Annotated in this window: 30 protein-coding genes and 1 pseudogene; 16 read left to right on the top strand and 15 right to left on the bottom strand. The window is 57.7% G+C overall.

The genetic code is table 11. The features are described from left to right. Both AC0QKW_RS00780 and AC0QKW_RS00785 read right to left on the bottom strand, forming a co-directional pair. A pseudogene (locus AC0QKW_RS00780) lies at positions 1–184 on the bottom strand (photosystem II q(b) protein); the annotation flags it as partial. Between the two features lie 398 nt (positions 185–582). Next, positions 583–972 carry a c-type cytochrome gene (locus tag AC0QKW_RS00785; protein ID WP_473149161.1) on the bottom strand — a complete coding sequence of 130 codons (390 nt, stop codon included), beginning with the start codon at positions 970–972 and terminating at the stop codon, positions 583–585. 206 nt (positions 973–1,178) lie between these two features. Here AC0QKW_RS00785 and AC0QKW_RS00790 point away from each other — a divergent pair, with 206 nt between their 5' ends. The 3 genes from AC0QKW_RS00790 to AC0QKW_RS00800 all read left to right on the top strand — a co-directional run bounded on the left by AC0QKW_RS00790 (position 1,179) and on the right by AC0QKW_RS00800 (position 3,073). After that, the gene (locus AC0QKW_RS00790; RefSeq protein WP_473149162.1) at positions 1,179–1,379 is read left to right on the top strand and encodes a hypothetical protein; all 201 of its coding nucleotides are present in this window, start codon (positions 1,179–1,181) and stop codon (positions 1,377–1,379) included. A gap of 6 nt (positions 1,380–1,385) precedes the next feature. Then, entirely contained in the window at positions 1,386–2,123 is a 738-nt protein-coding gene (locus AC0QKW_RS00795) for a hypothetical protein (protein WP_473149163.1), read from the top strand. Between the two features lie 62 nt (positions 2,124–2,185). Beyond that, entirely contained in the window at positions 2,186–3,073 is an 888-nt protein-coding gene (locus AC0QKW_RS00800; protein ID WP_473149164.1) for a bile acid:sodium symporter family protein, read from the top strand. 81 nt (positions 3,074–3,154) lie between these two features. Here AC0QKW_RS00800 and AC0QKW_RS00805 read toward each other — a convergent pair whose 3' ends face one another. Beyond that, entirely contained in the window at positions 3,155–3,520 is a 366-nt protein-coding gene (locus AC0QKW_RS00805; protein WP_473149165.1) for a phage holin family protein, read from the bottom strand. Between the two features lie 205 nt (positions 3,521–3,725). Continuing rightward, positions 3,726–4,256, bottom strand: a complete 531-nt coding sequence (locus AC0QKW_RS00810; protein ID WP_473149166.1) for a hypothetical protein — start codon at positions 4,254–4,256, stop codon at positions 3,726–3,728. A 139-nt stretch (positions 4,257–4,395) separates the two neighbouring features. Between AC0QKW_RS00810 and AC0QKW_RS00815 the strand changes: the two genes are divergently transcribed. Next, on the top strand, positions 4,396–5,253 hold the full coding sequence (locus AC0QKW_RS00815) for a DMT family transporter (RefSeq protein ID WP_473149167.1): 858 nt from the start codon (positions 4,396–4,398) through the stop codon (positions 5,251–5,253). A 3-nt stretch (positions 5,254–5,256) separates the two neighbouring features. Here AC0QKW_RS00815 and AC0QKW_RS00820 read toward each other — a convergent pair whose 3' ends face one another. Then, positions 5,257–5,748 carry a pentapeptide repeat-containing protein gene (locus tag AC0QKW_RS00820; RefSeq protein WP_473149168.1) on the bottom strand — a complete coding sequence of 164 codons (492 nt, stop codon included), beginning with the start codon at positions 5,746–5,748 and terminating at the stop codon, positions 5,257–5,259. Between the two features lie 163 nt (positions 5,749–5,911). Between AC0QKW_RS00820 and AC0QKW_RS00825 the strand changes: the two genes are divergently transcribed. Continuing rightward, complete coding sequence (locus AC0QKW_RS00825) at positions 5,912–6,829, top strand: hypothetical protein (protein WP_473149169.1); 918 nt, start codon at positions 5,912–5,914, stop codon at positions 6,827–6,829. A gap of 66 nt (positions 6,830–6,895) precedes the next feature. Here the strand turns inward: AC0QKW_RS00825 and ndhO are convergent, their stop codons facing one another. From ndhO to AC0QKW_RS00840, 3 genes are all read right to left on the bottom strand, one after another. Next, complete coding sequence (gene ndhO, locus AC0QKW_RS00830; RefSeq protein WP_473149170.1) at positions 6,896–7,114, bottom strand: NAD(P)H-quinone oxidoreductase subunit O; 219 nt, start codon at positions 7,112–7,114, stop codon at positions 6,896–6,898. A 70-nt stretch (positions 7,115–7,184) separates the two neighbouring features. Next, complete coding sequence (locus AC0QKW_RS00835) at positions 7,185–8,030, bottom strand: DNA-formamidopyrimidine glycosylase (RefSeq protein WP_473149171.1); 846 nt, start codon at positions 8,028–8,030, stop codon at positions 7,185–7,187. Positions 8,031–8,150: 120 nt separating this feature from the next. Further along, positions 8,151–8,363 carry a photosystem I reaction center subunit IV gene (locus AC0QKW_RS00840; RefSeq protein ID WP_473149172.1) on the bottom strand — a complete coding sequence of 71 codons (213 nt, stop codon included), beginning with the start codon at positions 8,361–8,363 and terminating at the stop codon, positions 8,151–8,153. Positions 8,364–8,684: 321 nt separating this feature from the next. Between AC0QKW_RS00840 and AC0QKW_RS00845 the strand changes: the two genes are divergently transcribed. The 6 genes from AC0QKW_RS00845 to AC0QKW_RS00870 all read left to right on the top strand — a co-directional run bounded on the left by AC0QKW_RS00845 (position 8,685) and on the right by AC0QKW_RS00870 (position 13,429). After that, positions 8,685–9,155, top strand: a complete 471-nt coding sequence (locus AC0QKW_RS00845; protein ID WP_473149173.1) for a globin family protein — start codon at positions 8,685–8,687, stop codon at positions 9,153–9,155. A gap of 201 nt (positions 9,156–9,356) precedes the next feature. Next, complete coding sequence (locus tag AC0QKW_RS00850; RefSeq protein ID WP_473149216.1) at positions 9,357–10,034, top strand: V4R domain-containing protein; 678 nt, start codon at positions 9,357–9,359, stop codon at positions 10,032–10,034. Beyond that, positions 10,031–10,327, top strand: a complete 297-nt coding sequence (locus tag AC0QKW_RS00855; protein ID WP_473149174.1) for a hypothetical protein — start codon at positions 10,031–10,033, stop codon at positions 10,325–10,327. Before AC0QKW_RS00850 ends, AC0QKW_RS00855 begins: the two co-directional genes overlap by 4 nt. A 56-nt stretch (positions 10,328–10,383) precedes the next feature. Further along, positions 10,384–10,878, top strand: coding sequence for a globin family protein (locus AC0QKW_RS00860; protein ID WP_473149175.1), 495 nt, complete (start codon positions 10,384–10,386; stop codon positions 10,876–10,878). A gap of 87 nt (positions 10,879–10,965) precedes the next feature. Further along, a complete protein-coding gene (locus AC0QKW_RS00865; protein WP_473149176.1) occupies positions 10,966–11,628 on the top strand; it encodes a V4R domain-containing protein in 663 nt (220 codons plus the stop codon). Between the two features lie 4 nt (positions 11,629–11,632). Beyond that, positions 11,633–13,429, top strand: coding sequence for a serine/threonine-protein kinase (locus AC0QKW_RS00870; RefSeq protein WP_473149177.1), 1,797 nt, complete (start codon positions 11,633–11,635; stop codon positions 13,427–13,429). 84 nt (positions 13,430–13,513) lie between these two features. Here the strand turns inward: AC0QKW_RS00870 and AC0QKW_RS00875 are convergent, their stop codons facing one another. Further along, positions 13,514–13,951, bottom strand: a complete 438-nt coding sequence (locus AC0QKW_RS00875; protein WP_473149217.1) for a hypothetical protein — start codon at positions 13,949–13,951, stop codon at positions 13,514–13,516. A 239-nt stretch (positions 13,952–14,190) separates the two neighbouring features. Between AC0QKW_RS00875 and AC0QKW_RS00880 the strand changes: the two genes are divergently transcribed. Further along, complete coding sequence (locus AC0QKW_RS00880; RefSeq protein WP_473149178.1) at positions 14,191–15,129, top strand: glycosyltransferase family 2 protein; 939 nt, start codon at positions 14,191–14,193, stop codon at positions 15,127–15,129. On the opposite strand, the gene AC0QKW_RS00885 is transcribed toward AC0QKW_RS00880, so the two are convergent. From AC0QKW_RS00885 to AC0QKW_RS00905, 5 genes are all read right to left on the bottom strand, one after another. Further along, positions 15,126–15,335 carry a hypothetical protein gene (locus AC0QKW_RS00885; RefSeq protein ID WP_473149179.1) on the bottom strand — a complete coding sequence of 70 codons (210 nt, stop codon included), beginning with the start codon at positions 15,333–15,335 and terminating at the stop codon, positions 15,126–15,128. The two genes, AC0QKW_RS00880 and AC0QKW_RS00885, sit on opposite strands and share 4 nt — an antisense overlap. Positions 15,336–15,436: 101 nt before the next feature. After that, positions 15,437–16,891, bottom strand: coding sequence for a D-alanyl-D-alanine carboxypeptidase/D-alanyl-D-alanine endopeptidase (gene dacB, locus AC0QKW_RS00890; RefSeq protein ID WP_473149180.1), 1,455 nt, complete (start codon positions 16,889–16,891; stop codon positions 15,437–15,439). Between the two features lie 225 nt (positions 16,892–17,116). Then, positions 17,117–18,592 carry a glycosyltransferase gene (locus AC0QKW_RS00895; protein WP_473149218.1) on the bottom strand — a complete coding sequence of 492 codons (1,476 nt, stop codon included), beginning with the start codon at positions 18,590–18,592 and terminating at the stop codon, positions 17,117–17,119. 19 nt (positions 18,593–18,611) lie between these two features. After that, complete coding sequence (gene psaI, locus AC0QKW_RS00900) at positions 18,612–18,722, bottom strand: photosystem I reaction center subunit VIII (RefSeq protein ID WP_473149219.1); 111 nt, start codon at positions 18,720–18,722, stop codon at positions 18,612–18,614. Between the two features lie 91 nt (positions 18,723–18,813). Continuing rightward, positions 18,814–19,182: a hypothetical protein gene (locus tag AC0QKW_RS00905; protein WP_473149181.1), complete on the bottom strand. Its 369-nt coding sequence runs from the start codon at positions 19,180–19,182 to the stop codon at positions 18,814–18,816. Between the two features lie 66 nt (positions 19,183–19,248). Between AC0QKW_RS00905 and AC0QKW_RS00910 the strand changes: the two genes are divergently transcribed. The 3 genes from AC0QKW_RS00910 to mazG are packed head-to-tail and all read left to right on the top strand — an operon-like array spanning position 19,249 to position 20,621. Further along, a complete protein-coding gene (locus AC0QKW_RS00910; protein ID WP_473149182.1) occupies positions 19,249–19,524 on the top strand; it encodes a DUF2470 domain-containing protein in 276 nt (91 codons plus the stop codon). A gap of 9 nt (positions 19,525–19,533) precedes the next feature. Beyond that, positions 19,534–19,776, top strand: a complete 243-nt coding sequence (locus AC0QKW_RS00915; RefSeq protein WP_473149183.1) for a 2Fe-2S iron-sulfur cluster-binding protein — start codon at positions 19,534–19,536, stop codon at positions 19,774–19,776. A gap of 11 nt (positions 19,777–19,787) precedes the next feature. After that, positions 19,788–20,621 (top strand): nucleoside triphosphate pyrophosphohydrolase, encoded by an 834-nt coding sequence (gene mazG / locus AC0QKW_RS00920; protein ID WP_473149184.1) that lies wholly within the window; start codon positions 19,788–19,790, stop codon positions 20,619–20,621. Positions 20,622–20,626: 5 nt separating this feature from the next. On the opposite strand, the gene AC0QKW_RS00925 is transcribed toward mazG, so the two are convergent. Beyond that, positions 20,627–21,991, bottom strand: a complete 1,365-nt coding sequence (locus tag AC0QKW_RS00925; protein ID WP_473149185.1) for an FAD-binding oxidoreductase — start codon at positions 21,989–21,991, stop codon at positions 20,627–20,629. A 138-nt stretch (positions 21,992–22,129) separates the two neighbouring features. On the opposite strand from AC0QKW_RS00925, the gene AC0QKW_RS00930 reads away from it, so the two are divergent. After that, positions 22,130–22,885 (top strand): endonuclease/exonuclease/phosphatase family protein, encoded by a 756-nt coding sequence (locus AC0QKW_RS00930; protein WP_473149186.1) that lies wholly within the window; start codon positions 22,130–22,132, stop codon positions 22,883–22,885. Position 22,886 lies beyond the last annotated feature (1 nt).

Genomic DNA, 22,886 nt, shown 5'->3' on the forward strand with positions numbered 1-22,886 from the left:
CGTCGATGTCGACGGGAGGTGCAGCGATGAACGCTACGACGAAGCAAGCGGTAGCAGCGAGCAGGGTGGGGATCATCAACACGCCGAACCAGCCCACATACAGGCGATTCTCGGTGCTAGTGACCCACTGGCAAAACTGCTCCCACAGGGAAGCGCTTTCGCGCCGCTGTAGAGTAGTGGTCATAATGTATTAGTCCTTGGTATTTATCGTTTCAAGGTACAGGTGTTAAACCGTTTAGATTTGTAACCCCTGCAACCTAAGATTAGCGTGGTTATGGAGTTTTGTAAACAAACCTTCCGTTACATTTTTAATCTAGAGAATGAGGCTTGGATAGATAGCAAGGCCCCAACCAGCCTTCTGCAGGATAGTTCAGGGATTGATCGCCCCTGACGGGGGCGCTGCTCAATTCTGAGAGAGCATCCCTTGGAGTGGAGACGCTACTCAGCTTTCTGCCCTTTAGGCTGAGGGCGCTGATCTAGCTGGTCGCTACGTTAAGCCCATTGGGCCGTGTCCAACCTAGCTAAGTCAAGGCATTCGGCGATCGCAGCCCTGTAGAAGCCTTCTTTGAGGAGGGGCGATCGCTACAGTTTTTCTAAGTAGACCAGCAGATCGGCCATATCCTCAGGGCCAGGCTGAAACTGAGGCATAGGGGGTGTTTTTCCGCTGATCACCTGCCGGATCAAGCCCACCTTGGTTTTGCGGTCAGACACACCGACCAGCTTTGGCCCCACTTCACCTGTGGCCTCAAGGCCGTGGCATACGGCACAGTTCATCTTAAAGATGGCTTCTCCCCGCTCGCCATTGCCCTCTAGAGAGAGCACTTGGTGAATGTAGGGATCTGACGCCTGGGAATACCGTACGGCCACTACGCTCAGCACCACCGTAGCGACGAGGGCAACAGCGATGAGAGCGGCCTTTTTAAGCAGGCTGCGGATGTCTTCTGTCTGCTCGTGTAAGGTCTCGGGTGCCAAGGTGAGAGAAATGTATATTCAAGTAAATGTTACGTACTCTAAAGAAGTTACTGCTAGTTCGCTACAGAATCTTAAGGATTCTCGGTCTGGGGCGAGGTCAGAGAGCGATGATGCTAGCCCTTGAGGCTGACGGCAGGGAGGGGTACCGTTAGCGCAGGGATTTTCCTGGGACAGAACAGATTTTTATTAGGAAGGTTTAGGATCCTATGGCTGACCTGAAACCCGCCGCACCCATTACAACCACCGAGACTACGGCGGCGAAGGAGATTGTTAGCCCCTCTACGCCTACGACCAGCGCCCAGGGCAATCAGATTTTGGCAGAGCTAAGAACTATTAAGCAAAACCTACTCCGGGTATTGCTGCTGGGAGACTTTTTTGCTGCTCGGGCGTTTTTCTTTCACTACTAAGTCACTATGGCCTCTTCTCCAGAACACGCTCAGCATGACCAGCAAAACCCAGAGCCGTCTCAAGCCGACCATTTTTACTCGACATTCATAGTGGAATTTATTGTGCCTGAGGGTCAGCAGGCAGAGGCGCTGTTTCGGCATTGGTACGACAGTCTGGTAAGTAAGGCCCGCACCTTCGAAGGCTTTACTCGTGCAGATCTGTGCCCGCCCTTAGCCTGCGACGACGGGGTAGTGAAGTGGTACTCCATCGTGCATTTTGGAACGCCGAAAGAGTTGAACCGGTGGCTAAAGTCGAGCGATCGCGCCGAGATCCTTGAGCAGGGGCACGATACCTTTCTGGCCTATCGCTATAAGTCTTTTAGCACCGGGCTAGAGGGCTGGTTTTCGACTCATACCGGTGGAGCTGAGAGCAGCAGTCTAGGGCCACCCCCCTGGAAACAAGTGCTGGCGGTGGTAACGGGCCTCTATCCCACCATCATGGTTCAGAGCATGGTGTTTGAGTCGTTGGGCATTATGCAGACCTGGCCGATGGCGACGGCCCTCGTGATCAACAATTTAATTACCTCATCAATTTTGACCTGGATAATCATGCCCCGGGTCAGTCGAGCTTTGCGGTTTTGGCTGCGGCCAGCTTACCGGCTGACGACGCTGAAAACCAATCTGATTGGTGCTGGCTTGGTGTTTGCCGCCCTGGGGTTTATGACCAGCGTGTTTACCTACCTAACTGAGACCGGGGGCTGGTAGATAATTGAAAAAAGCAACCGCTCCTGTGGTTAAACTACCCTCATCTAATTGAGGGTGGCGTGATGGAATCAAGCATTTTGACAGCGGTATTTTTGCCCGTGGCCCTGTTTGCCGTGATGCTGGGCATGGGGCTGGGGCTCAAGCTAGACGATTTTACGCGGGTACTGGTATATCCCAAGGCCGTGTTGGTGGGGTTGGGGGCTCAGCTCGTGCTGCTGCCGATTTTAGGATTTGTGCTGGCGTCGGCATTTCCCCTCAGCCCAAAGCTGGCGGTAGGGGTGATGATCTTAGCCGCCTGCCCCGGTGGGCCAACCTCTAACTTAGTCACCTACCTGGCGCGGGGCAATGTGGCGCTATCGATCACGCTCACCGCCATTGGCAGCCTGGTTACAGTGTTTACGATCCCTCTGGTGGTCAATCTGGCAACGGGGGCTTTTATGGGAGAGGCAACTTCGCTACAGCTGCCTTTTGGCGCTACGGTGCTGCAAATTGCGGTGATTACCCTGATTCCGGTGGCGATAGGCATGGCGCTGCACCACTATCTGCCCCAGGTAGCCGCTCGGGTTGAGCGGGGCGTGAAGTGGCTATCGCTGGCGCTGCTGGGGTTGATCATTGCAGGGCTGTTGGTGCAGCAGCGGCAGAATGTGACGGGGTTTTTGGCCCAGGTGGGTCTGGTCACCCTAGCCTTGAACTTGGCGGCGATGGCAATGGGTTATCTAAGCGCCCGCTTGGCCAGACTGCTGCCGTCTGATGCCACGGCTATCACCGTTGAGGTAGGCATTCAAAATGGCACGCTGGCGATCGCCATTGCCAGCGCCCCCACCCTGCTCAATCAGCCCAATCTAGCCATTCCAGCAGCGATCTACAGCTTGCTGATGTTTGCCACAGGGGGCCTCTTTGCCTGGTGGGCGGCGGGGCGGGGCGATCGCCCGAGATCTCTAGCAGAGTAGGCGATCGCAGCCTACACAAGGCTAGCTAAAAAGCCCTGGGCCAGCTTGACCCAGGGCTTTTGGCGTGGATGGCAGCTTGGCCTAGCCGACCAGCCCAACGGAGCTGAGAATGAAGTTGAGAATGGAGCTGATGATGGCCAGGGCGATCGCGCCCAGGATGGCACTCCAGATGCCGTAGCGCAGACGGAAGCCCTCAATCAACCAGGCCGCCAGACCAAATACAATAATCGCCCCGATCAGCGGAATTAGACCCAGGCTAATGATGGCGAACCCAGTGCGTAGGGCGCTGGGGAAGAAGCTCCAGAAACCATTAAAGGCTCCAATGATAGCTCCCGCCAGCAGCGCCTTGATGGGGCTGTCGATCTCGACCCCGATGGGGGGAATTTTAGAAATAATCAGCAGGCTAATAGCCAAGATAACGACGCTAATTAAAAATCCGATAAACATGGGCGTTTCTCCTCACACAGGTAAATGATGGGGGTTAGTTGAGCGTAGCGGTCATCAAAAAGAGTAGTCACAGCGGGCCAGCAGCCCCTGTATTCCTGAAATTATCGGCCATAAAAGTAGCATTTGCTACGGTCACATGCCAGATCTAGTTTGGCATCTATAGTTTTTCCGCAAGCAAACATCCGCCTCTGGCCCTAGACGAGGTCTAATAATCAATGGCCAGGGCCTCTGCCATTTTCTTGAGCAATTCGTTTTCTTTGTCGCTGATGCGGCTGCTGCCAAAGCCCAAAATGCCACCCTCCCGCTGGGCCTCTGCCACCTTGACGGCCACAGACAACAGCCATTCTTTAAGCTCAGTCGCCTGTGCGCCGGTCACCTTGGCGTCTAAGATGGCCGCTACCTTTTGCAGGTGGGCAACGGCGGCATCCCGGCCCTCCTTAGAGCTTTTGAAGGTTTGAATGAGCCCTAGCAGCTCAAACTGCTTCTTGAGCAGCAGCTGATCGCCATCGAGGGGGTCGGCGGCATCAAGGTCGGCCATGCTGCCAATCACCACCGGAACTAAGCCACCGACTAAATCTTGGCGGCGAAGATCTTCCCCCACAATAGCAATCCCAGCCTTGAGCTCCTGCAAAAATGAAACTGGGTCAACTCGATCGGCCAAGCACACCCCCATAATGGCCTGCATGGGTGCCTGGAGCAGCGTCAGCCATTCCTCATCGGTAAAGTTCTCACGCATAGATTTTTCCTGGTTAATCGCTCACCTTAGGGCTAACAATATAGGCAAAATATATGAAATAACTAAGGCTGATTGGGGGCTAGCCTTACTCTTGTTTGAGACACCCTGATCTAGGCTGCCGAGCCCTTTACCCGTCGCTATGCCCAGACCCAACCTCGCCCTGATCCAGGTTCATGTGTCGGTGTTTCTCTTTGGTTTGTCGGGGCTATTTGGCAAGTTTCTTGATCTACCCGCCACGGTAATTGTGCTGGGGCGCACGGGCTTGGCGGCGATCACCCTCGGGCTGGTACTGGCGGCGGCTCGACAGACGATCCGTCCACACACTGCCTGGGATCTGCTGGGGCTGGCGCTGCTGGGAGGGCTGCTGGCGTTCCACTGGGTAAGTTTTTTTCAGAGCATTCAGCTCTCCACGGTGGCCATCGGGCTGCTGACGTTTTCGAGCTTTCCTGTGTTTGTGACTCTCTTAGAGCCACTCCTGTTCAAGACGCCCTGGTACTGGCGCGATGGGGCGATCGCCCTGGTGGTAGTTCTCGGCGTGGCCCTAGTGATTCCTGAGTACCGCTGGGGGTCAACCTACACCCTGGGGGCGGTATGGGGGCTGCTGTCAGGGCTGTCGTTTGCGGTGTTACAGCTGCTAAATAAGGGCTACCGGCGGCGATATTCAGCTCTAGCGATCGCCCTTTACCAAAACAGCTTTGCCTGCCTTAGTTTGCTGGCAATTGCTCCCCTAAGCACCCTCACACTCAGCCTCAGAGAAGGAGCCCTGTTGCTAATGCTGGGGGTACTCTGCACCGCCGTAGCCCACACGCTATTTATCGAGAGCCTTGCCCTACTGCGAACCCAAGCCGCCAGCGTAATCAGTAGCCTAGAGCCGGTCTACGGCATCGTTTTTGCCGCTCTCCTGCTAGGGGAAACCCCTGCCCTCAGAACCTTAGCAGGCGGAACATTGATCATTGCCGCCACCCTGATCGCTAGCTGGCCCGCCAAAACCGCTTAACCTCTAGGGACAATAAAGGGTATCGCGGGTGTTGCGCCCGGTTACCGGATTGGTGCCCTGGGCCACATCGCAGAGCATCTTATTCACCTTAGGATCGAGCAGCACGTCGGTAAAATCGGCCCCGTCGATGGTGACCTCGCGAAAGTCAGTGCCAAAAGCGTAGGCCCCTGTGAGAATGGCATTGGTCAGGTTGGCCTGAAAGAATCGTGCCCCATCGAGGGTAGCCCCGGTCATGTCAGCCCCTTCCATGTTGGCGCGGGCCAGGGTGGTGTCAAACAGGCGCACGCCCCGCAGATCGGTATGGCTCATGTCAGCATCGGCCATGTCGGCGCGGGTATAGTCGTTGCCGCGCAGGTCTTGGTTAGACCAGTCAGTTTTTCTCAGGTTTTGGCGATCGTAGCTGGTGGCCTGGGCCGGGCTCACCCAGCTAAAACACAGGGCAATCACCATCAGCAGGGTGACCACCAATCGGTACAGAGTCGATCGACTAACCATGGCTCCCAATTTTGTTCACTACCTACATAATCGAGTCTACACGGCTGCCTAGACCAATCCAAGAGCGAGAAAACCGTAGCTCTTTGCTTTATCTGGAATAGTGCTGCATGTCGCTGTAACTATCTATCAGACTCTCCCCTGTCGCTCTTGGCAATCATCCCCTATGGCCACCGACTACGTTCTCTTTGTTCACGGTGTTAAACATCGCAGCCCCGAGGCATTTAGCCGCACCACCCAGGAGCTGCTTCAGACGGTGCAGCGCTCTTTGGGTACCAACGGCCGCACCCTAAAGCCGGTTACGGTGTTTTGGGGCGACCTCAATGTGCAGCCCCAGGCCACTCTCAAACAGGGTCTAGAGGCATCGCCCCAGTGGCGCAATCTGTGGATGACAGACTTTCGCATCAGAGAGGTGCTGGAGTTTGCTGGCGATGCGGCTCTGTACCTCAGCCGCCACGTGGGTGCCCAGGTGGTAGAGCGGTCCTATCAGCAGCTGTTGCCAGTCCTCCAGGGTTCACAACCGGGCGATCGCTTGCACATGGTCACCCATAGCCTGGGCACCGTCATTCTCTTTGACCTGCTCTTTGCCGCCCGATGGGACGACCCCAGTTTAGATCGCGATGCCAGCACTCGCCAAACCCGTCAGCTCATTACCCAGATTCGCAACGGTTTCTTTGGCTTGGGTCAAGAACCAGGGAAAGGGATGACCGTGGCCAGTGTGCACACCCTGGGGTCACCCATTGCCCTGTTTAGCCTGCTGTCGGCCACTGGTGACAGCACCCACGACCTGACCAAAGATCTGCGATCGCTGCTGCAAAACCTATACCATCAGCGAGGCAAAAAAGCCCTGTCCTGGCTTAACTATATGCACCCCGGCGACCCCATTGCCTACCCCCTCCAGGGCATGATGCCCAGGCTGCTGGGCAACGCTCAGCTCTACCTGCACCTTAGGGACATCGTCACCGAGTCTCGCGGTCTACCGATAACGGTGGGGCGGCTGCCGCTGCTCTGGGGGGGCGATGCCCACAGCAGCTACTGGAAAAGCAGCACTGTGGCCAAAACGATGGCCGAGGCCTTGCGGTAGCCTGAGATGGAAACCCTGGAGGACTGCCCAGGTTGGGAAGACCATTGGCCAGCGATCGCCTGAGGGCTAGAACTTTTCGAGCTGCTCCAGACGTAGCCAGATGTTAGACGTAGGCACCTGGCCAAACTTGACCAGGGCGTAGTCATCTTTAGTTTCAAGAATCTCGCCCTCAGTTTCAAACAGGTAGGGCGGAAACCGAGGGTCGCTGGCGGTAGCCTCAAGACTATTTTCGAGCTTTTCGCGTATGGCCCGCACCATATCGCCTCGCTTTAGAGTTGCTGCCATAGGTCTATCTGCTCTATCGGATAACCACGTCAGCCTTACTTTACACGAATTTTTCTGGCGGTCGGTAGCCCTAGCGCTGGCACTGGGGGCAGTAGTGGGCCGATCGCCCGGCCAGCTTTAACCGCTGAATGGCCGTGCCGCACACCCGGCAGGGCAACCCCTCGCGATCGTAGACCCAGGCCACCCCGCCGTAGTTGCCGTTGATGCCGTAGATATCGCGGTAGTCGCTAAAGGTGGTGCCCCCCGACTCAATGCTGGTGGTGAGCACCTCGCGAATGGCGCTGTGGAGCTGCCCCAGGCGTTTGGGGCCAATGCGATCGCACGGAGTCAGCGGTCTCACCCCACTCTTAAACAGTGCCTCATCGGCGTAGATATTGCCGATGCCCGCCACCAGTCGCTGATCCAGCAGGGCATTTTTAATTGGGCGACGGCTGCGGGCCAGGCGCTGGCGCAGATAGACCACCGAAAATTCATCGTCAAAGGGCTCTGGCCCCAGAGCCAGTAGGCCAGTCATCACCGCCTCAGGCTCAACCCCGGGGGGCACCCACCACAGCCGACCAAAGGTGCGCTGATCGACGTAGCGCAGCTCGCGGTTGTCACTTAGCCAGAGCCGCACACGGCAGTGGGTCTGCACAGGGGTTTGGGGATCGAGCCACAGCAGCTGGCCAGTCATGCGCAGGTGTACCCCCAGGTAGCCACCGGCAATACCGTCGAGCTGGGTCAGCTGGCCCAGCAGGTATTTACCCCGGCGGTGCCAGGTTGATAGCTCAGCACCAGCGATCGCAGACAGAAACGCCTCGGCGGCAGGATGGGCGATCGCCCTGTCTAGCAGTACCTCACCACCCTCAATGCGATGGCCCGGAGTCACCTTCGCCAGCCCTCGCCGCACGGTTTCTACTTCAGGTAGTTCTGGCACAGTGATTCCTCGGCCCTCGGCCCCGCTACGGCACACGCAAAATATGCACTTAAAGAGGCCTGTGCCGTAGCACAGGCCTCTTTATTATCTATCGCAGGATGGGCTCAGTTTTAACCGCCGCTAAGCCTTCTTAGCCGCCTTAGGAGCCTCAACCTCTTGCAGCTCAGAGAGCGCAAAGTTATTGGTGTTAATACCCGAGTAGTTTACCTTCTCAAAGCGCACTACCGCAGGGTATTTGATGCCGCTTTGGTCAATGGTGGCAACGGTGCCGACTTCCCGGTACCAGTACGACTCTTTACGCAAAATGCGAACCTTAGAACCACGTTGAACCATGAACAATGCCCTCTTGAAAATCAATTATTAACGGCAGTTTGCCAGGGCCAGATACCACCCAGAGCGTTGCAAAACAACCCTGGAACAGGTCTGGCTAGGGGTTTATTCCATGTCCACCAGATTACTACGAGTTACCAAGTCTCGCGGCAACGGCGGGTTTAAGTTTTGTTTCATCCCAACCTAGCGGATCCACAATCCTGAACCGTACCAGAACAAGCGCAATGGTTAATTCTACAGCCACTATTTTGTTTATATTTCGCAACAAATGGGAAGATTAGGAACATCAGGGCCTCTTGCCATTACCTCAGGAAAGCTTCACCTATGCTCACCAGCGTCGAATCCCTCGTGCAGGCTACCGATGGTCGCTATGCTTCTGATCAAGAGCTGATGTTTTTTCAGCGGTATCTGACCTCTGCCAATCTTCGGCTGCGAGCTTACCAAAAGATTCAGAAGGCTGAGCCAGCCATCATTGCCCAAGTAATGGCGCACCTCAAAGCCCAAAGGCCCGATATATTTCTCGTCGGTGACCAAGACCTCTCGGCCAAGTGGCAGCGAGACACAGTCAAGATTTTGCGATACAGCGCCATGGCGCTCTTGCTAGATGATCCCGATCGCTTCAAAAACGCCATGCTGACGTGGTTTCAGACCATCATGCGAGCTTTTGGTGCCCAGGAAAGCTGCCGACTCACCTACGCGGCCATGCAAGAGGTCATGCTCCAGTATCTCAACGCCGACGAGCTCCGACTCTTTTTGCCTATCCTTGAGCTCAGTCGAGTCACCCTTGGCCAATAGGTGCCAGGCGTTGATTACTACGTTTTGTATATCTGGCTCACTAGAAAAGTGGTTCAAAAGCTGGCGAATTAAGCGTCTCAGCCAGTTTGGCTAGCGCGGCGGTGGGTGTCTCAGCCAGGGCAAGATGTTAATTTCCCTTGAGCTTGGGCACATTACAGCTATCACTGAAAACAGTCTTACAAGGCTTGTTCAATCATGGCTATGACCACAGAGACTGCCCACCGTCTACACCAAAAGTTTCCCCGCAAGCATAATCACTATGCCCTGCGAGACTTCTTTCAATTTAATGGCGAATACGGCACCATCACCGACTGGAATGACACCCGCAATGTGCTCACCAGTGAAGACTTTATCATTGGTCTGCTAGAGGGCTTACAGGAGGAAGTCGGCGATGCCTCCGCCGCCATCATGTATACCGTTGGTCTGGAATGGGGCAAGTACGACTCGCTGCTTTTTGAGACCTGGTTTGAGCGCGAATTTGCCATGAGCCCTCGCCGCGCCAACCTGATGTTTTTGCTAGAGACCTGGTGGTGGCCCTACATTTCTCAGGGCTGGGGCCGCTGGGAAGTAGACATGAGCGATCGCAAGCAGGGCTTTATGTTCATCAACCTGTTTGACTCGGCGGTAGCCCGCACCCTAGGCGACGTCGGCAAGCCAGTGTGCCACCTCTACGCCGGTCTATTTGCCGGGTTTTTCACCGAGATGGTGCGCAAGCAGCTGAGCTGCATCGAGATTCAGTGCTACTCCATGGGCGAGACCTACTGCAAGTTTTTGCTGGGAGGCCGCGAGCGCATTGACGCCGCCGCCTTCTGGATGAATGAAGGAGCCAACGCCCGAGACATTGAGAAGCGGCTGCGGTCTGGGGAAGGTGGCCAATGAGTAGCTCTTCTCTAGATGCGGCAGCGTCGCCCTGGCGGCGTGAAACGGTGCAAACCTTCTTTGAATCGGTGGCTTGGGATGGTCGTCCGGCAATAGCAGATTTGGGGCTGGGAGTTCCAACTCGGTCAGAGTCGGCCATGACAATGACCGTCAGCGCCTTCTTTAACAGCATCGCCTGGGATGGCCAACCGACCATCGGGGTGCCTATCTCGCCCCTGGAGGTCGGCCCGGTCGCTGCGCCTAAGGCCGACCTCGATCTCACCTTAGACGGATTCTCCGATCTATTTGGCTAAGCGTAGTTCATCCCCCGCCACTCCATCAACCGTCCCCAACTCTGGAGGATTTTGCCATGACCTTTAAGCTCGATGCTCTGTTTAATGAGCCCGATAAGCACTACCTTGACGCCCACGATCTAGGCACTCTGAGTCAGTACGTGAGCTCGATTCCTGAGCGCATGGCGGTCTACCGCACCCTGCGTGACCAAGAAATCGCCATCATGCAGCCCATTGCTGATGCGCTACAGCAGCAGGGAGGGCATCCCGAAGCCCTGGTTGAACGCAGTGTGCGCAACGGGCTGATGGTGTTGCGCTACGTGGCCATGGCCATGCTGCTCGACGACGAGGGTTTTGTCGAAGACCGGCTTCAGGGCTGGCTACCCGAGATGGTCAAAGCCTACGAAACCCAGACCGTTGACGAGCAGCTTTTTCAGCTTTTAAACCAGCAGTTGAGCAAGGTGTTTTCGCCGGCTCAGCTCAATCTGCTCAAGCCCAGCCTAGAGCGGGCCAAAGGCCTGATGCTCAACACTCGCGAGACCGTCAACGCGACCCTCGCCGGGCTGCTGTAGTTGACGCTCGCCCCGCTCCCTGAACGGAGCCTCACTCTGAATTTATTGCTAACCCCCATCATTGCTACCCTGTGAGGGACATTAATCATGGTTTCTGTTGCCGATTTGCTAACCGATGGCCGGCTACCCGGCAACTACTTTGCCCAAGACCTCTACGTGCGCGGCTCGACCGAGCTGGGTCTGCTCGAAAACCGCCGTGGCGATCGCCTGCTGGCCATCCCCGAACCGCTGCTTCAGGCGATCTACTCGGGGCTCGACAAGGAGACGGGGCAGGCCTCCCACCTGGTGCTTTACAACTGTGGCCGCTGGTGGGGCAAGAATTTTTACGCCCGCTTTTGCGAAGAGCTGGCCGACTACTACAAGCAGCCCCTAGTCAACCTGTCGATGGCTGAGTTTTTGCAGTCGCTGCAACAGTGCTGGAAAACCCACGGCTGGGGCCAAATTCATCTCGATATCGCCTACCGCGATCGCGGCTTTTTGGGCGTTGAGATCTGGCATTCACCCTTCACCGCTGCTGCCCCCCAGGGCCAAAAGCCAGCGGGCGATTTAGAGCGCGGCATTATCGAAATTTTCTTTACCCAGCTAACCGGGCGTGAGCTGCGCTGTGTGCAGACCAGCTGCACTGCTAAGGGAGATGACTGCAACCGCTTTATTTTGGGCTTGGCCAGTCGTCTCCAGCCGGTAGAGGATATGGTCGCCAACGGCCAGGCCCACCAGGCGATTATGCAAACCCTCGTGCAGCAGGGGTAAATCAGTGGTGGCCCTCACCCGGCAGATTCGGCGATCGCAATACTACACCCTAGGCCTGGTGGGGTATGGGCAGTTTGGTCGGGTCTATTGCGCCATCCACCGCAAAACCGGCGATCTGGTGGCGATCAAAGACCTGCACAAAGATCGCTTCCCCACCCACAAGTTTTTGCGGGAGCTGCGGTTTTTAATCAGCCTTGAGCACCCCAGCATTGTCACCTGCCATGCCCTAGAGCATTCCACTAGTGGGCGACAGCTGGTGCTCGACTATTGCGAGGGGGGCACCCTGCGATCGCTGATGGAGAGCGACACCGCCCTCACGGTGCAGGAGGTCCTGGGCTTTGGGCTAGACATTCTCGCGGCGCTAGATTGCGCCCACCGCCAGGGCATTGTGCACTGCGACATCAAGCCCGAAAACATTCTCATGGAGCTGGTGCCCGGCGGCTGGGTCGCTCGCGTTTCCGATTTAGGCATTGCCCGACTCAGCCAAGAGGCTGCCGAATCTGACATGGGCCACACCGGATCCCCGGCCTACATGGCCCCTGAGCGGTTTTATAACCAGCACCCTCCCGCCTCTGATCTCTACGCGGTGGGCATTATTTTGTACGAGCTGCTACTGGGGCAGCGACCATTCTCGGGCACCCCTATGGAGCTGATGGTGGCCCACCTCAACCGTTCACCGGTCATTCCAACCCAGGTGTCAGAGCCCTTTAGCTACGTCATTCGCCGAGCGCTGCAAAAGCTGTTGCCCAAGCGCTACACCACCGCCAGCGAGATGCGCACCGACCTGCTGGCTATCCGCCAAACTTACGAAACCCTGGGCACCCTCACCCTGCCCGTCGCGCCTGAGGCGCTGCCGGAGATCGACCCAGCCCCAACGTTGCCCTCGGTGCCGCTACCCCACCCCACTACCGTAATGGGGCTAGTGCCGCTGCCCCAGGGACACCTGCTTCTCACTTGCAGTCAGGAACGAGTCTGGTTTTACCACTGGCCTAAGGGAGGCATGGCCGCTCCCCAAGACACCCAAGGGTTTGCTTTACCTTCACCAATTCAGCGGTTTGTGCCCACCCCCCAAGGCGGCATACTGGTGACCTCAGAGTCGGTGCACCTGCTGTCGATGACCCATGGCCTGGGCTGTATCGCCCAGGGCACTGAGGTGGAGGGGGTAGCGATCGCCCCCAATGGCCGCTGGTTTGCCACCACCGTTGCCCGAGCAGACAGCGTCGATATTTTGGTGCGTCAGCTCACCATGCCGCCGGGGCAGGGGGTCAAAATTTCGGCTCCGGCGACGGCAACCGTCCCCATGCAGCCGGGCGATCGCCCCCTGACTCTGCTAGCGGTAGACAATGGCCACAGTGTGCTGGTGGTGCGCCGGGGCAGCCGCACCCTGTTCCACGGCGTTACCCGCCGGGGCAACTACCTAGGTTTTTTTGCAACGGCCATTCCCCTCTGCCATCTGGTCACCACCAGCCACCCCTACCGCTATCTAGCCCTAGAAGAAAACTGCCCTAACGCTCTAATTGTCTTTGACCTGCGACCCTTTAGAATGCTGCGGCACCGGGTGGATATTGCCCCTCGCTGGCTGTTTGAAACAGCTGTGGGCTATGGGCTACTGAGTCAGCAAGGAGAATTTTCGCTCGTTAACGACGAGGGTCGTGTGCTCAACCGCATGGCCGGTCTGCCTCGGCCCCAGGCAATAGTGTCGCGATCGCAGAGCCAGTACCTGTGGGCAGTGGGAGATCACACCACCAGCCAGATTTTTGCTGTCGACCTGGCCCACCTGGCTCCAGATCTACTGTTTTGATGGCAGAGCGATGAAACTCTCTAGGGGTTTGTTAAGGGGTTTAACTGTGGGTCGTCACCCCTTTGAGGATGGGCTGACGGCCCTCTAGGGGCGGTCTAAAAACTGAGCCAGCATTTCTTTAGCGGGTTCGACCATAGCCCAGGTGCCGTCGGCCTGACGTCTGAGAGTGGCAAAGGCGACGGTGTTGCCGCTGCCAATGGAGTCGCCCTGGGCCAGGTCTCCCATCTTCACCTGGCGCAGCCCGCAGAGGCGAAACAGGTAAGCCGGCACGTCAGGGCTCGACAAAATAACGCAGAGGTCAACGTTGCCCTCCGCTGGCTGTACCTGGCCGTCAAAGGGCATGAAGATGCGGTTGCCCTGGATATCTACGGTAATGTCGCCAAGGCCGCTCAGCACCTGGTAGCCAGCTAGGCGATCGCCCGGCTGCAGCGCCCACTTCTGGTGCAGGGTCACGTTGCGGGAGCCAGGGGCCGAGACCGATTGCGAGCAGCCCCCGAGGGCAATCGCCCCCAAAGCAGCCACCAACCCCAGACATCCAAGACTGCCAGGCAATTTTGCCGATCGAGAGCCGCTCCTGTTCACCGCTGTAGCATCCTAGGGTAGAGTAGCAACAATACACTTGAACTTAAGTGCGTTTATACTAGTATAGCCTCTTGAGTTATGCCACAGATCTTTGTCTAGGCGGTAGCTCCTATGGCCCAGAGGTGGGCAAGCGATCGCTGGTAAGGCGCTAGGATATTGAAGCCCCTAGGAGTTCTACCGTGTTTATTAGCGTTGTCACCCCCACCTACAACCGTCGGCCCATTCTCGAAAAGTGTCTGCGGGCGCTAGAGCAGCAGGTTGTTGACCCAGCCCTGGTGACCGGTTATGAGCTGGTGGTAGTTGACGATGGCTCTACCGACGGCACTCAGGACTGGCTGCGGCAGAGCAGGGTTGAGTTTCCCCACGTGCGGCTGGTAGAGCGCGATCACGGCGGTGCCGGTGCCGCCCGTACCTACGGGGTGCAGGTAGCCCAGGGCGACACCATCGCCTTTGTCGACAGCGATGTGATCATGCCGCCGGGTTCCATCCAGGCCCATGCCCAGGCTCTGATCGACGCCTACCAGCGCCTCGGTGACGATCGCGTGTTTACCGCAGGTCGATTGGTCAACACCGACAATTTTGATCAGCCGACCACTGAGCCAGCCAAGGTGACCGACTTTTCTAATGCGTTTTTTGACACGGCCAACGTGGCGATCGCCCGCCACTGGCTGCTCACCGCTGGGCTGTTTGACCCTGACTTTAGCCAGTACGGCTGGGAAGATTTGGAGCTGGGCGTGCGGCTCAAAAACTTGGGCATCTCTATGGTCAAAGTGCCCGAGGCCTTGGGCTACCACTACCACCCGCCCTTTTCCCTCGATCAAATTCCGAAGATGATCGAGCAAGAACTTCAGCGGGGGCGCATGGGGGCCGTCTTTTATCAGAAACATCCTACCCGCGAAGTGCGCATGATGGTGCAGATGACCTGGCTGCACCAGGTGCTCTGGGGCCTGCTCACCGTCGGAGGACGCCTCAACGAAAAAACCATGGCTCCCCTGTTGCGCTGGCTCATTGACCGGGGCAACCCGGCCCTAGCCCAGGAGCTAGCGAGGGTGTTTCTCAACTGGTACACCGTGCAGGGGGTCTATGCCGCCTACAGCGAACTTCAGCAGCATAGCTAGTAACTCAAAAACATTTCGGCGGCGCTGGCGATCGCCATAGCCAGTAACCCTACAGACAGATACTGAAGCACGGGCGGGCGCTGCTGACGACGGCGCTCAGCGGCACGCAACGCGCCGTAGATATGAGGAGCACCGAGCAGGAAAAAGAACAGTTGGAGGATGTCGACCTGCCGCCGCTCCGTCATTAGGGGGGATTGGGGGTTCATCGGAGATACTCCTCAGACGTTTTACAAAAGCGTAACCAGGCACAATGTAACACAACATTAAAATAACTTGTGTTATGAAGCATTATGATCACAGCAATTCTTCAGCAGCCCTGTTGGAGCTGAGCCACGAGCAACAGCAGGGCGTCAATTTTTTCCCTTAGTACGCTGGCGTGCTGGTTGGAGTGATTGATCACGATGCTAAAGACCAGAGGGGCATGGTTGGGTGGCTGTAGGTAGCCAGAGAGGGATACGTTGCCGGTCAGTGCGCCGGTCTTGCCCTGTACCCGTCCGGCTAGAGCGGTGCCGCTAAATCGATTCCTCAGGGTGCCGCTTTGGCCCGCGATCGCCAGCGAAGACTGAAAGATGGCACTTTGAGGATGTTCGGCCATCGCCTGTAAAGTCTCTACCAGTGCGATCGGTGATACCAGGTTATGGCGCGATAGCCCAGATCCATCAGTCAGACGTAGGGGCTCGCTGTTGACCCCTAACGCTGCCAGTGCCGCTTTGACCGCTGCGCCTCCCGCTTGACTGGCTTCGCTGACGGTGCCCCCAGCGGTGACTCCTAGGGTCTTAAACAGCACCTCGGCATAGAGATTATCGCTATCGCGATTGGCCGCAACTAGTAACTCCCCCAGGGGCGGTGAGAGAACTGAAGCGAGCTCTAACCCCGGTGCTGAGGTGGGGGTTTGGGTAATCACCGTCTGCCCTACCGAGATCGATCGCTGCCTAAGCGCCTGCTGCAACGCCGCAGCAAACTGTTGGGCTGGGTTTAGAACAGCCAGATCGAGAGTGCGCGGATTTGACCCAAGGGCCATTTGCCCAGTTACCCGCAGGGCAGGAGAGTCGCCGCTGCGCCAAATCGATAATGGGATGGTGGGCGATCCGCTGGCGACAGTCAGCGAGTCATTGACGATCGCCAGGGGGCCAGCGGGCATGGCTCTGGCGGGCACCACACTCAGTGGGCTACCCAACTGGGTGGGGGCGATCTGCACCGCGATCGCATTGCGGTTCAAAATCAGGCTGTTGATGGGAGAGGTAAAGGCAAACTGGGCATCGCCCCACTCCCAGGTGGGGTTGGTGGCAAACCCCGGAAAGTAGGAGTCATCTACCACCAGTAGGCCCACCCGCTGTACCCCAGCCTGGGCAATCTGCTCAGCGAGGGCGTCTAACTCGGCATCGGTCACCGTGGGGTCGCCCCGACCCACCACTCGCAGAGTTGTGACGTCCTCAGAAGCGCCATAGACGGAGGTGCGTAAGCGGTAGTCGCTGCCGAGACGGTGCAGAGCGGCGGCAGTGGTCAACAGCTTGACGTTAGAGGCCGGGGTAAACAGGCGATCGCCGTTACGGTTGTACAGGGTGCGTGGGGCTGGCCCCTGGGTTTGCAGCACTATGCCAGTGTAGGCCTCGTCTAGGGGAGGCTGACTGAGGGCAGCATCGATTTTGGGGGCGAGTTGGGCGGGGCAGAGGGCGATCGCCTGGCCGACGGGCAGCAGAGCCAGCCCCAGGCCACCCACCACCATGCTGCCTAGGAATTTCAGAGGTCTAGCAGTTGCCATCGGTCTCGCCTTTAGAACATGCCAAATCAGAAGCTTATACCGAATTCGAATTCCATACCCCCGATTCCCAAAAGGTCGAACCGTAGGGGCAAATAGTTGTTTGCCCTGCTGAATCGGGGGTAGCCAAGGAGGATCTAGTATGAGTTCGGGACAAGAAAATTTCTTGAGAAAGCAAGCTCCCTACCCCTCTGATGAGGGGTAGGGGTGGTTCACTTGCACCTATTTCTACCAAAACTTGAGTTTGCGAGAGGCGTAGAGGCACATTCTCAGCAGCACTAGCCCCTCTTTGAAGTGGGCAATATTTGAGCTGCCGTAGGTACGGGGTTGGTAGCGAATGGGCACCTCGACGATGTGCAAATTGAGCTTGGCGGCCCCAAACAGTAGATCGAAGTCGCCAAAGGGGTCAAAGTCGCCGAAGTAGGTGCGCCCAGCGGCAATGCGATCGTAGTCACTGCGCCACAGCACCTTGGTGCCGCAGAGGGTGTCTTTTAGCGGCTGCTCTAGCAAGAACGAAAACATCAGGGCAAAGATTTTGTTGGCCAGGGTATTGAGCCAGGGCATCGCCGTTTTAGAGCGAGGGTAGACTAGCCGAGAGCCATTGGCAAACTCGCCATGGCCAGCGGCTAGCACCTCAACAAAGTGAGGCAAGTCTTCGGGCGGTACCGTCAGGTCGGCATCGAGAATGATCAAAATGTCGCCCGTAGCCTGGGCAAACCCCAGCCGCACCGCGTCGGCCTTACCGCGCCCCGTCTGTTGGCAGGCCTTAAGGGTGAATGGCCCCTGGTATTGCTGCACTACGCTCTGGATGGTTTCCCAGGTGCTGTCTTGAGAATGGCCTTCGACAAAAATGACTTCGGTATGCGCCCCCAGGGGCGGCAGGCGATCGATCGCAGCGGCAATATTCCCCGCCTCGTTGCGGGCAGGGATGATCACCGAGCAGGTGGGCGGCCTAGACTCTACAACCGGGACAGGCTCTGGTCGCGCCACCACAAAGTTTGTCAGACACAGGTGCTTGACCAAGGGCAGGGGCGCCACCCAGCGGTTTACGACCCTCGACAGCAGTGGCACCTGCTTAGGCAAGAGAAACCGGCGACCGCGTTTGAGAGGTCGGTAGCCGGTCACGGTGAGCAGGTTGGCGACATCGTCAATGCCCAGCCAGTTTTGGGTGGGCTGGGGGCGACGCTGGCCCATGGCTTCGGCCAAGCTCAGCAGCGGCTCCCACAAAAAGTTGTGGAAGCTCAAAATCAGCCGAGTATGGGGCTGGCAAAAGGGCTGCAACCGCTGGAGCACAGCCTGAATGTCACCTAAACAACCCATCACCCCCGACAGCACGATGTAGTCAAACTGACGGTGGCTGGGTTCCAGTTGCTGAGGTTCTAGGGTTTCGGCGTCGAGATTGTAAAAGACGAGGTCAGGGTGCTTTTGGCGGGCGATCGCCACCACTGCCGGGGCAAAATCAATCCCGACGCCCACCGCTGGGGCCGTAGCGTGGAGTAGATCGCCCGTGCCACAGCCCACCTCTAGCACCCGACTGCCGGGAGGAATGATAAACCGATGGAGCCGAGCCAGATCGCCGTAGAAGTAGCGGTTACGCCGACTCCAGCGGTCTAGCTCGGGGGCTATGCGGTCAAAATAGGCCCGAATGTCTTGCTTGAAGTCTTGCTTGGGGGCCTCAAGCAGCGACGATGAAGGGGCTTTAATCACAACCGTCTAACTCAATCTAGGCAGCGTCTTCCCGCTCAATGTAAAGAAACAGGAAGGCCATGGCGACGGCGGGGAACACAATACCCACCAGAGGAACCAGAATAGAGGGCAAAAAGGCGGCTGGCATAGGGTTTTCTACCTTATCGAGAAACATCACAGCATGAGCATAAGACTACTGCCAATGGGTGCCCAGTATGTCCGGTTCGTTACAAACTTTCTCACTCACCCAGGGCAGTTTCTCCGTCATGCAGGCGCGAGTGCCACCAGGCCTTGGTTTGGGGGTCTAGTTTAGCGGTGTAAAGGGTGGTTACAAAGGCTTGGGCACCGTAGCTGTGGCCCACAATTTCGACACAGTAGGAGGGCGACTTGCGGGTGGCCATGTCAGGCACCAAGCGCTTGCCGATGCGCCGCCAGCTCGGCTCTTTGCCTCGCCACTGAATGCGACAGCAGGGCCAGGGCAACTGCTCGCGGTCAAACAGACGACAGCAAGGCCCCACCACTCGATAGGTGAGATGCGCCCCCGGACTCTGAAAAACATGGCCTGAGGGCCAGGGATGCTCTGAGGTGGGGGGCAGGGACGGTATCATAACTCTGTGTAACGACTGGCCAATGTTGTGAAGTAGTCTGTTGTGAAGTAGTCTACGGGATTTTTTATGCCTGAGCCAATTACCCCGGCAGTCAGCGATCGCATCTGTAAACATATGAACGATGACCACGCCGAAGCCGTTTTACTCTACGCCACTGCCTACGGCAACCAGCCCGCTGCCACCGCCGCCACGATGCAATCGGTCGACCCCGAAGGCATGACCCTGGCGGTTACCGTAGACGGCGACCCAACCACCGTGCGGGTGCCCTTTGATCACACCCTAGAGGGGGCTGAAGACGCCCACCACACCCTGGTGGCCATGCTCAAACAGGCTCGAACCTAGGGCTTTGCCATGAGCGTTTCGGTGCAATTTTTACCCGGTGGTGTCACCGTCGAAGCCGAGGTCGGCGAGCCCCTGCTGGCGGTGGCCGATCGCGCCGGGGTAAACATTCCCACAGGCTGTCTGATGGGGTCGTGTCACGCCTGCGAGGTCGAGTTAGAGGGTGCCACAGACCCGATCTGTGCCTGCATCTCGGCGGTGCCGCCGGGACAAAACCCTGTCGTGATCAATCTCTACGTTGACCCCACCTGGTAAAAACCCAATCTATGGAAAACCAGACCGCCCCCGGCTACGCACCCATCCTGGCCGCTCTAGAGCGCCTGATCGATATCATCGCCCAGCTGCGCCACCCCGAAACCGGCTGCCCGTGGGATCTGGCCCAGACCCCCACTAGCCTGATTCCCTTTGTGATCGAAGAGGCCTACGAGGTGGTGGATGCCTTGCAGGTGGGTGACCAGGGGGCGATCGCCGAGGAGCTAGGCGATCTGCTGCTGCAAGTGGTACTGCAAGCGCAGATCGCCAGCGACGAGGGCAGCTTTGATCTGGCTACCGTCGCCACTGGCATTGCCGACAAGCTGGTGCGTCGCCATCCCCACGTCTTTGGCGATGCCGTCAGCGATACCCCCGAGGCGGTCAGCCAAACCTGGGATCAGATCAAAGCCGAGGAAAAGGGCATCGCCCACGAGCCCGACAAGCTGTCGCCCAAACTGACCAAATACAGCCGCACCCTGCCGCCGCTGATGGCCGCCAGCAAAATCTCTGTCAAAGCTGCCAAAGCCGGGTTTGAGTGGGAGACCATTGACGACGTCTGGGAAAAATTTCACGAAGAACTGGGAGAATTTCGCCAGGCGATCGCCCACGAACCGAAGGAAAATCAGCAGGCGGAGCTGGGCGACCTGATCTTTACCCTGGTCAACCTAGCCCGCTGGTATGGCCTTGACCCTGCCGAGGCCCTGCAAAGCACCAACCGTCGCTTCATTCGCCGCTTTGAGCTGGTAGAGTCTGCCGCTGACAAACCCCTGGGCGACTACTCTATCGATGAGTTAGAAACCCTATGGCAACGAGCTAAAGCCAACTTAGCCCATCGACCAGACTGTTGAAACAGTTACCCTGCCTGATCTCGTTCTAGCCAGCCGCGCATCTTGCCAGGGTTGAGCAGGCCGTGGGGGTCAACCTCAGCTTTAAAGTTCACCTGCACAGCATCCACTTTTTTCATGCCGCCGTCTTCGAGCAGGTACGTGTGGGGGTTGGCGATCAGCGCACCGTGGCTTTCGTGGTAATGGATGATCTCCGCCAGCCGTTCGGGCGTTGAGTAGCGCACAATTTGCAGCGCTGCTGGAATCGTGTTGCCCCCCATCCGCAGATACTCCAGATGCATGATCACCTCGTCGCCGAAGTGTTCGTAGAAGTGCTGCACCCGCTCCAGCTTAGGGTCGTAGGGAAACAGGGTTTGCAGGTAGGTAAGCGACGGGTCGTGGCTGCGGGCGTGGAGGGTGGTGTGGTTCCAGGTGAACTCGGCCAGGGGCGCGCCTTTGCTGGCATCATGGGCCGATTTGCTATAGGTGATGGTGCCGCCAAACTCGTTCACCAGTTCGCCAAATAGCGCCAGGGAGGGCTCGGCCACCATCACCAGGGCTACGGCTTTGCCCTCGGGCAGGTGGGGATGAAGGGCGGTAAAGTAGCTGGGGATGGGCCAGGCATGGATGCTGATCAGTTTTTTGATCAGTCCGTCGGCATCGCCCAGGGCCTGGCCGAAGTGGGCCGCAGTCATAAAGTCGTCAAAGGCCACGATCGCTTCAGCCCAGGGATAGGCCGGCCCCAGGGGAATTTCTAGCTCGGTGATAATGCCATTGGTGCCGTAGGCATGGTTGACCTTTTGCACCGCGTCGCCCCGCAGCTCGATAACGCGAGGGCTGTCTTCCATGGTGACCACACGCACGGCGTTGAGGTTGCCGCGATCGCGCAGCTGCCCATAGGTAATCGACCCAATGCCGCCGCTACCGCCGCCGATAAACCCACCAATGGTGGCGGTGCGGTAGGTGGAGGGGTACATGCGCAGTTCCCAGCCGGTTTCGCGGGTCACTTTGTCGATGGCTGAGAGCTTGGCCCCCGGCTCTACCCAAGCGGTGCCTGGCTCGACCCGCTTCACCCGATTCATTTTGCTCAGATCTAGCACAACGCCACCCTCTAGGGGTATGCACTGGCCGTAGTTGCCGGTGCCTGCCCCCCTTACGGTGACGGGCACCCGCGCCTCTACGCAGACCTTGGCCGCCGCCAGCACCTCGGCTTCATCCCTAGGACGCACAATTAAGTCGGCGACTAGGTGAGCCAGCTGCTCGTGCAAAATGGGGCTGAAGTAGTAATAGTCCTTCGAGAGCTTTTCGCGCTGGGTGGCATCACGAATGGTTTCTATGGCACCAAAGGCTTGGGCCAGAGCATCCCAGTCGGCGGTGGAGGTAGCCAGGGTCATAGGTCGAGGCGGCAAAGGGTTACTTTTGCTAGTGTAAAGCCCTTTGTATCGAGGAATATATGCGGCGACGGCTGCGGTGGAGTTTAGTAGTGACTGTTACAGAGAATTGCCTCTGTTTCATCTGTCTACTGACCCAGAATGAAAATCGCCACCTGGAATCTTGAACGGGCGCTGCCCCAGTCTGCCAAGGCGGAGCGGCAGCACCAGTGGATGGGCCGCATTGACGCCGATATTTGGATTTTGACAGAAACTCATGGGGAGATTGCCCCAGGGGCAGGCTATCGCTCCGTGGCTAGCGATCTGCCCGATCGCCCTAGCGAAACCGGTGAGCGCTGGGTACAGATCTGGGTGCGCGAAGACTGGGCGATCGCCCCCCTCTCCACCAGCGATGAGGCTCGCACAGCCTGTGCTCTGGTCAGTTTATCAAACGGACAACAATGCCTGGTATACGGTACCGTGCTGCCCTGGTTGGGCAGCAGTTGGCGATCGCACTCAGCCACCGAGGCCTTTGCCGCAGCCGTTGCCACCCAGCAGGCCGACTGGCAACGGCTGCGAGCCGCTTACCCCCATGCAGCCCTGATCGTAGCCGGAGACTTCAACCAAGATTTGAATGCGCTGCACTACTACGGATCGCGCCGCAACAAAGAGGTGTTGCGCCAGGCCCTGGCCGAAGCCGGTCTAGACTGCCTCACTGCCGGAGAACATGACCCCATACACCGGCTGATCAATGGCCAGCACTCCAATATTGACCATATCTGCGTCGCGTGGAATTCGTCAGAACGACTGCACGAATCCTTTGTGTGGCCCCCTCGGCTAGAGGATTTGCGCGGGCTATCTGACCACTTCGGCATCGGAGTTGCGATCGCGTTTCCTGAGCCCACCGAGACGACCTAAT

The organism is Pseudanabaena sp. PCC 9330 (assembly GCF_055795045.1).

Coding starts and splice junctions, on each gene's coding strand:
- AC0QKW_RS00790 (WP_473149162.1), top strand. CDS start 1,179: ATGGCTGACCTGAAACCCGCCGCACCCATTACAACCACCGAGACTACG.
- AC0QKW_RS00795 (WP_473149163.1), top strand. CDS start 1,386: ATGGCCTCTTCTCCAGAACACGCTCAGCATGACCAGCAAAACCCAGAG.
- AC0QKW_RS00800 (WP_473149164.1), top strand. CDS start 2,186: ATGGAATCAAGCATTTTGACAGCGGTATTTTTGCCCGTGGCCCTGTTT.
- AC0QKW_RS00805 (WP_473149165.1), bottom strand. CDS start 3,520: ATGTTTATCGGATTTTTAATTAGCGTCGTTATCTTGGCTATTAGCCTG.
- AC0QKW_RS00810 (WP_473149166.1), bottom strand. CDS start 4,256: ATGCGTGAGAACTTTACCGATGAGGAATGGCTGACGCTGCTCCAGGCA.
- AC0QKW_RS00815 (WP_473149167.1), top strand. CDS start 4,396: ATGCCCAGACCCAACCTCGCCCTGATCCAGGTTCATGTGTCGGTGTTT.
- AC0QKW_RS00820 (WP_473149168.1), bottom strand. CDS start 5,748: ATGGTTAGTCGATCGACTCTGTACCGATTGGTGGTCACCCTGCTGATG.
- AC0QKW_RS00825 (WP_473149169.1), top strand. CDS start 5,912: ATGGCCACCGACTACGTTCTCTTTGTTCACGGTGTTAAACATCGCAGC.
- ndhO (WP_473149170.1), bottom strand. CDS start 7,114: ATGGCAGCAACTCTAAAGCGAGGCGATATGGTGCGGGCCATACGCGAA.
- AC0QKW_RS00840 (WP_473149172.1), bottom strand. CDS start 8,363: ATGGTTCAACGTGGTTCTAAGGTTCGCATTTTGCGTAAAGAGTCGTAC.
- AC0QKW_RS00845 (WP_473149173.1), top strand. CDS start 8,685: ATGCTCACCAGCGTCGAATCCCTCGTGCAGGCTACCGATGGTCGCTAT.
- AC0QKW_RS00850 (WP_473149216.1), top strand. CDS start 9,357: ATGACCACAGAGACTGCCCACCGTCTACACCAAAAGTTTCCCCGCAAG.
- AC0QKW_RS00855 (WP_473149174.1), top strand. CDS start 10,031: ATGAGTAGCTCTTCTCTAGATGCGGCAGCGTCGCCCTGGCGGCGTGAA.
- AC0QKW_RS00860 (WP_473149175.1), top strand. CDS start 10,384: ATGACCTTTAAGCTCGATGCTCTGTTTAATGAGCCCGATAAGCACTAC.
- AC0QKW_RS00865 (WP_473149176.1), top strand. CDS start 10,966: ATGGTTTCTGTTGCCGATTTGCTAACCGATGGCCGGCTACCCGGCAAC.
- AC0QKW_RS00885 (WP_473149179.1), bottom strand. CDS start 15,335: ATGAACCCCCAATCCCCCCTAATGACGGAGCGGCGGCAGGTCGACATC.
- dacB (WP_473149180.1), bottom strand. CDS start 16,891: ATGGCAACTGCTAGACCTCTGAAATTCCTAGGCAGCATGGTGGTGGGT.
- psaI (WP_473149219.1), bottom strand. CDS start 18,722: ATGCCAGCCGCCTTTTTGCCCTCTATTCTGGTTCCTCTGGTGGGTATT.
- AC0QKW_RS00905 (WP_473149181.1), bottom strand. CDS start 19,182: ATGATACCGTCCCTGCCCCCCACCTCAGAGCATCCCTGGCCCTCAGGC.
- AC0QKW_RS00910 (WP_473149182.1), top strand. CDS start 19,249: ATGCCTGAGCCAATTACCCCGGCAGTCAGCGATCGCATCTGTAAACAT.
- AC0QKW_RS00915 (WP_473149183.1), top strand. CDS start 19,534: ATGAGCGTTTCGGTGCAATTTTTACCCGGTGGTGTCACCGTCGAAGCC.
- mazG (WP_473149184.1), top strand. CDS start 19,788: ATGGAAAACCAGACCGCCCCCGGCTACGCACCCATCCTGGCCGCTCTA.
- AC0QKW_RS00925 (WP_473149185.1), bottom strand. CDS start 21,991: ATGACCCTGGCTACCTCCACCGCCGACTGGGATGCTCTGGCCCAAGCC.
- AC0QKW_RS00930 (WP_473149186.1), top strand. CDS start 22,130: ATGAAAATCGCCACCTGGAATCTTGAACGGGCGCTGCCCCAGTCTGCC.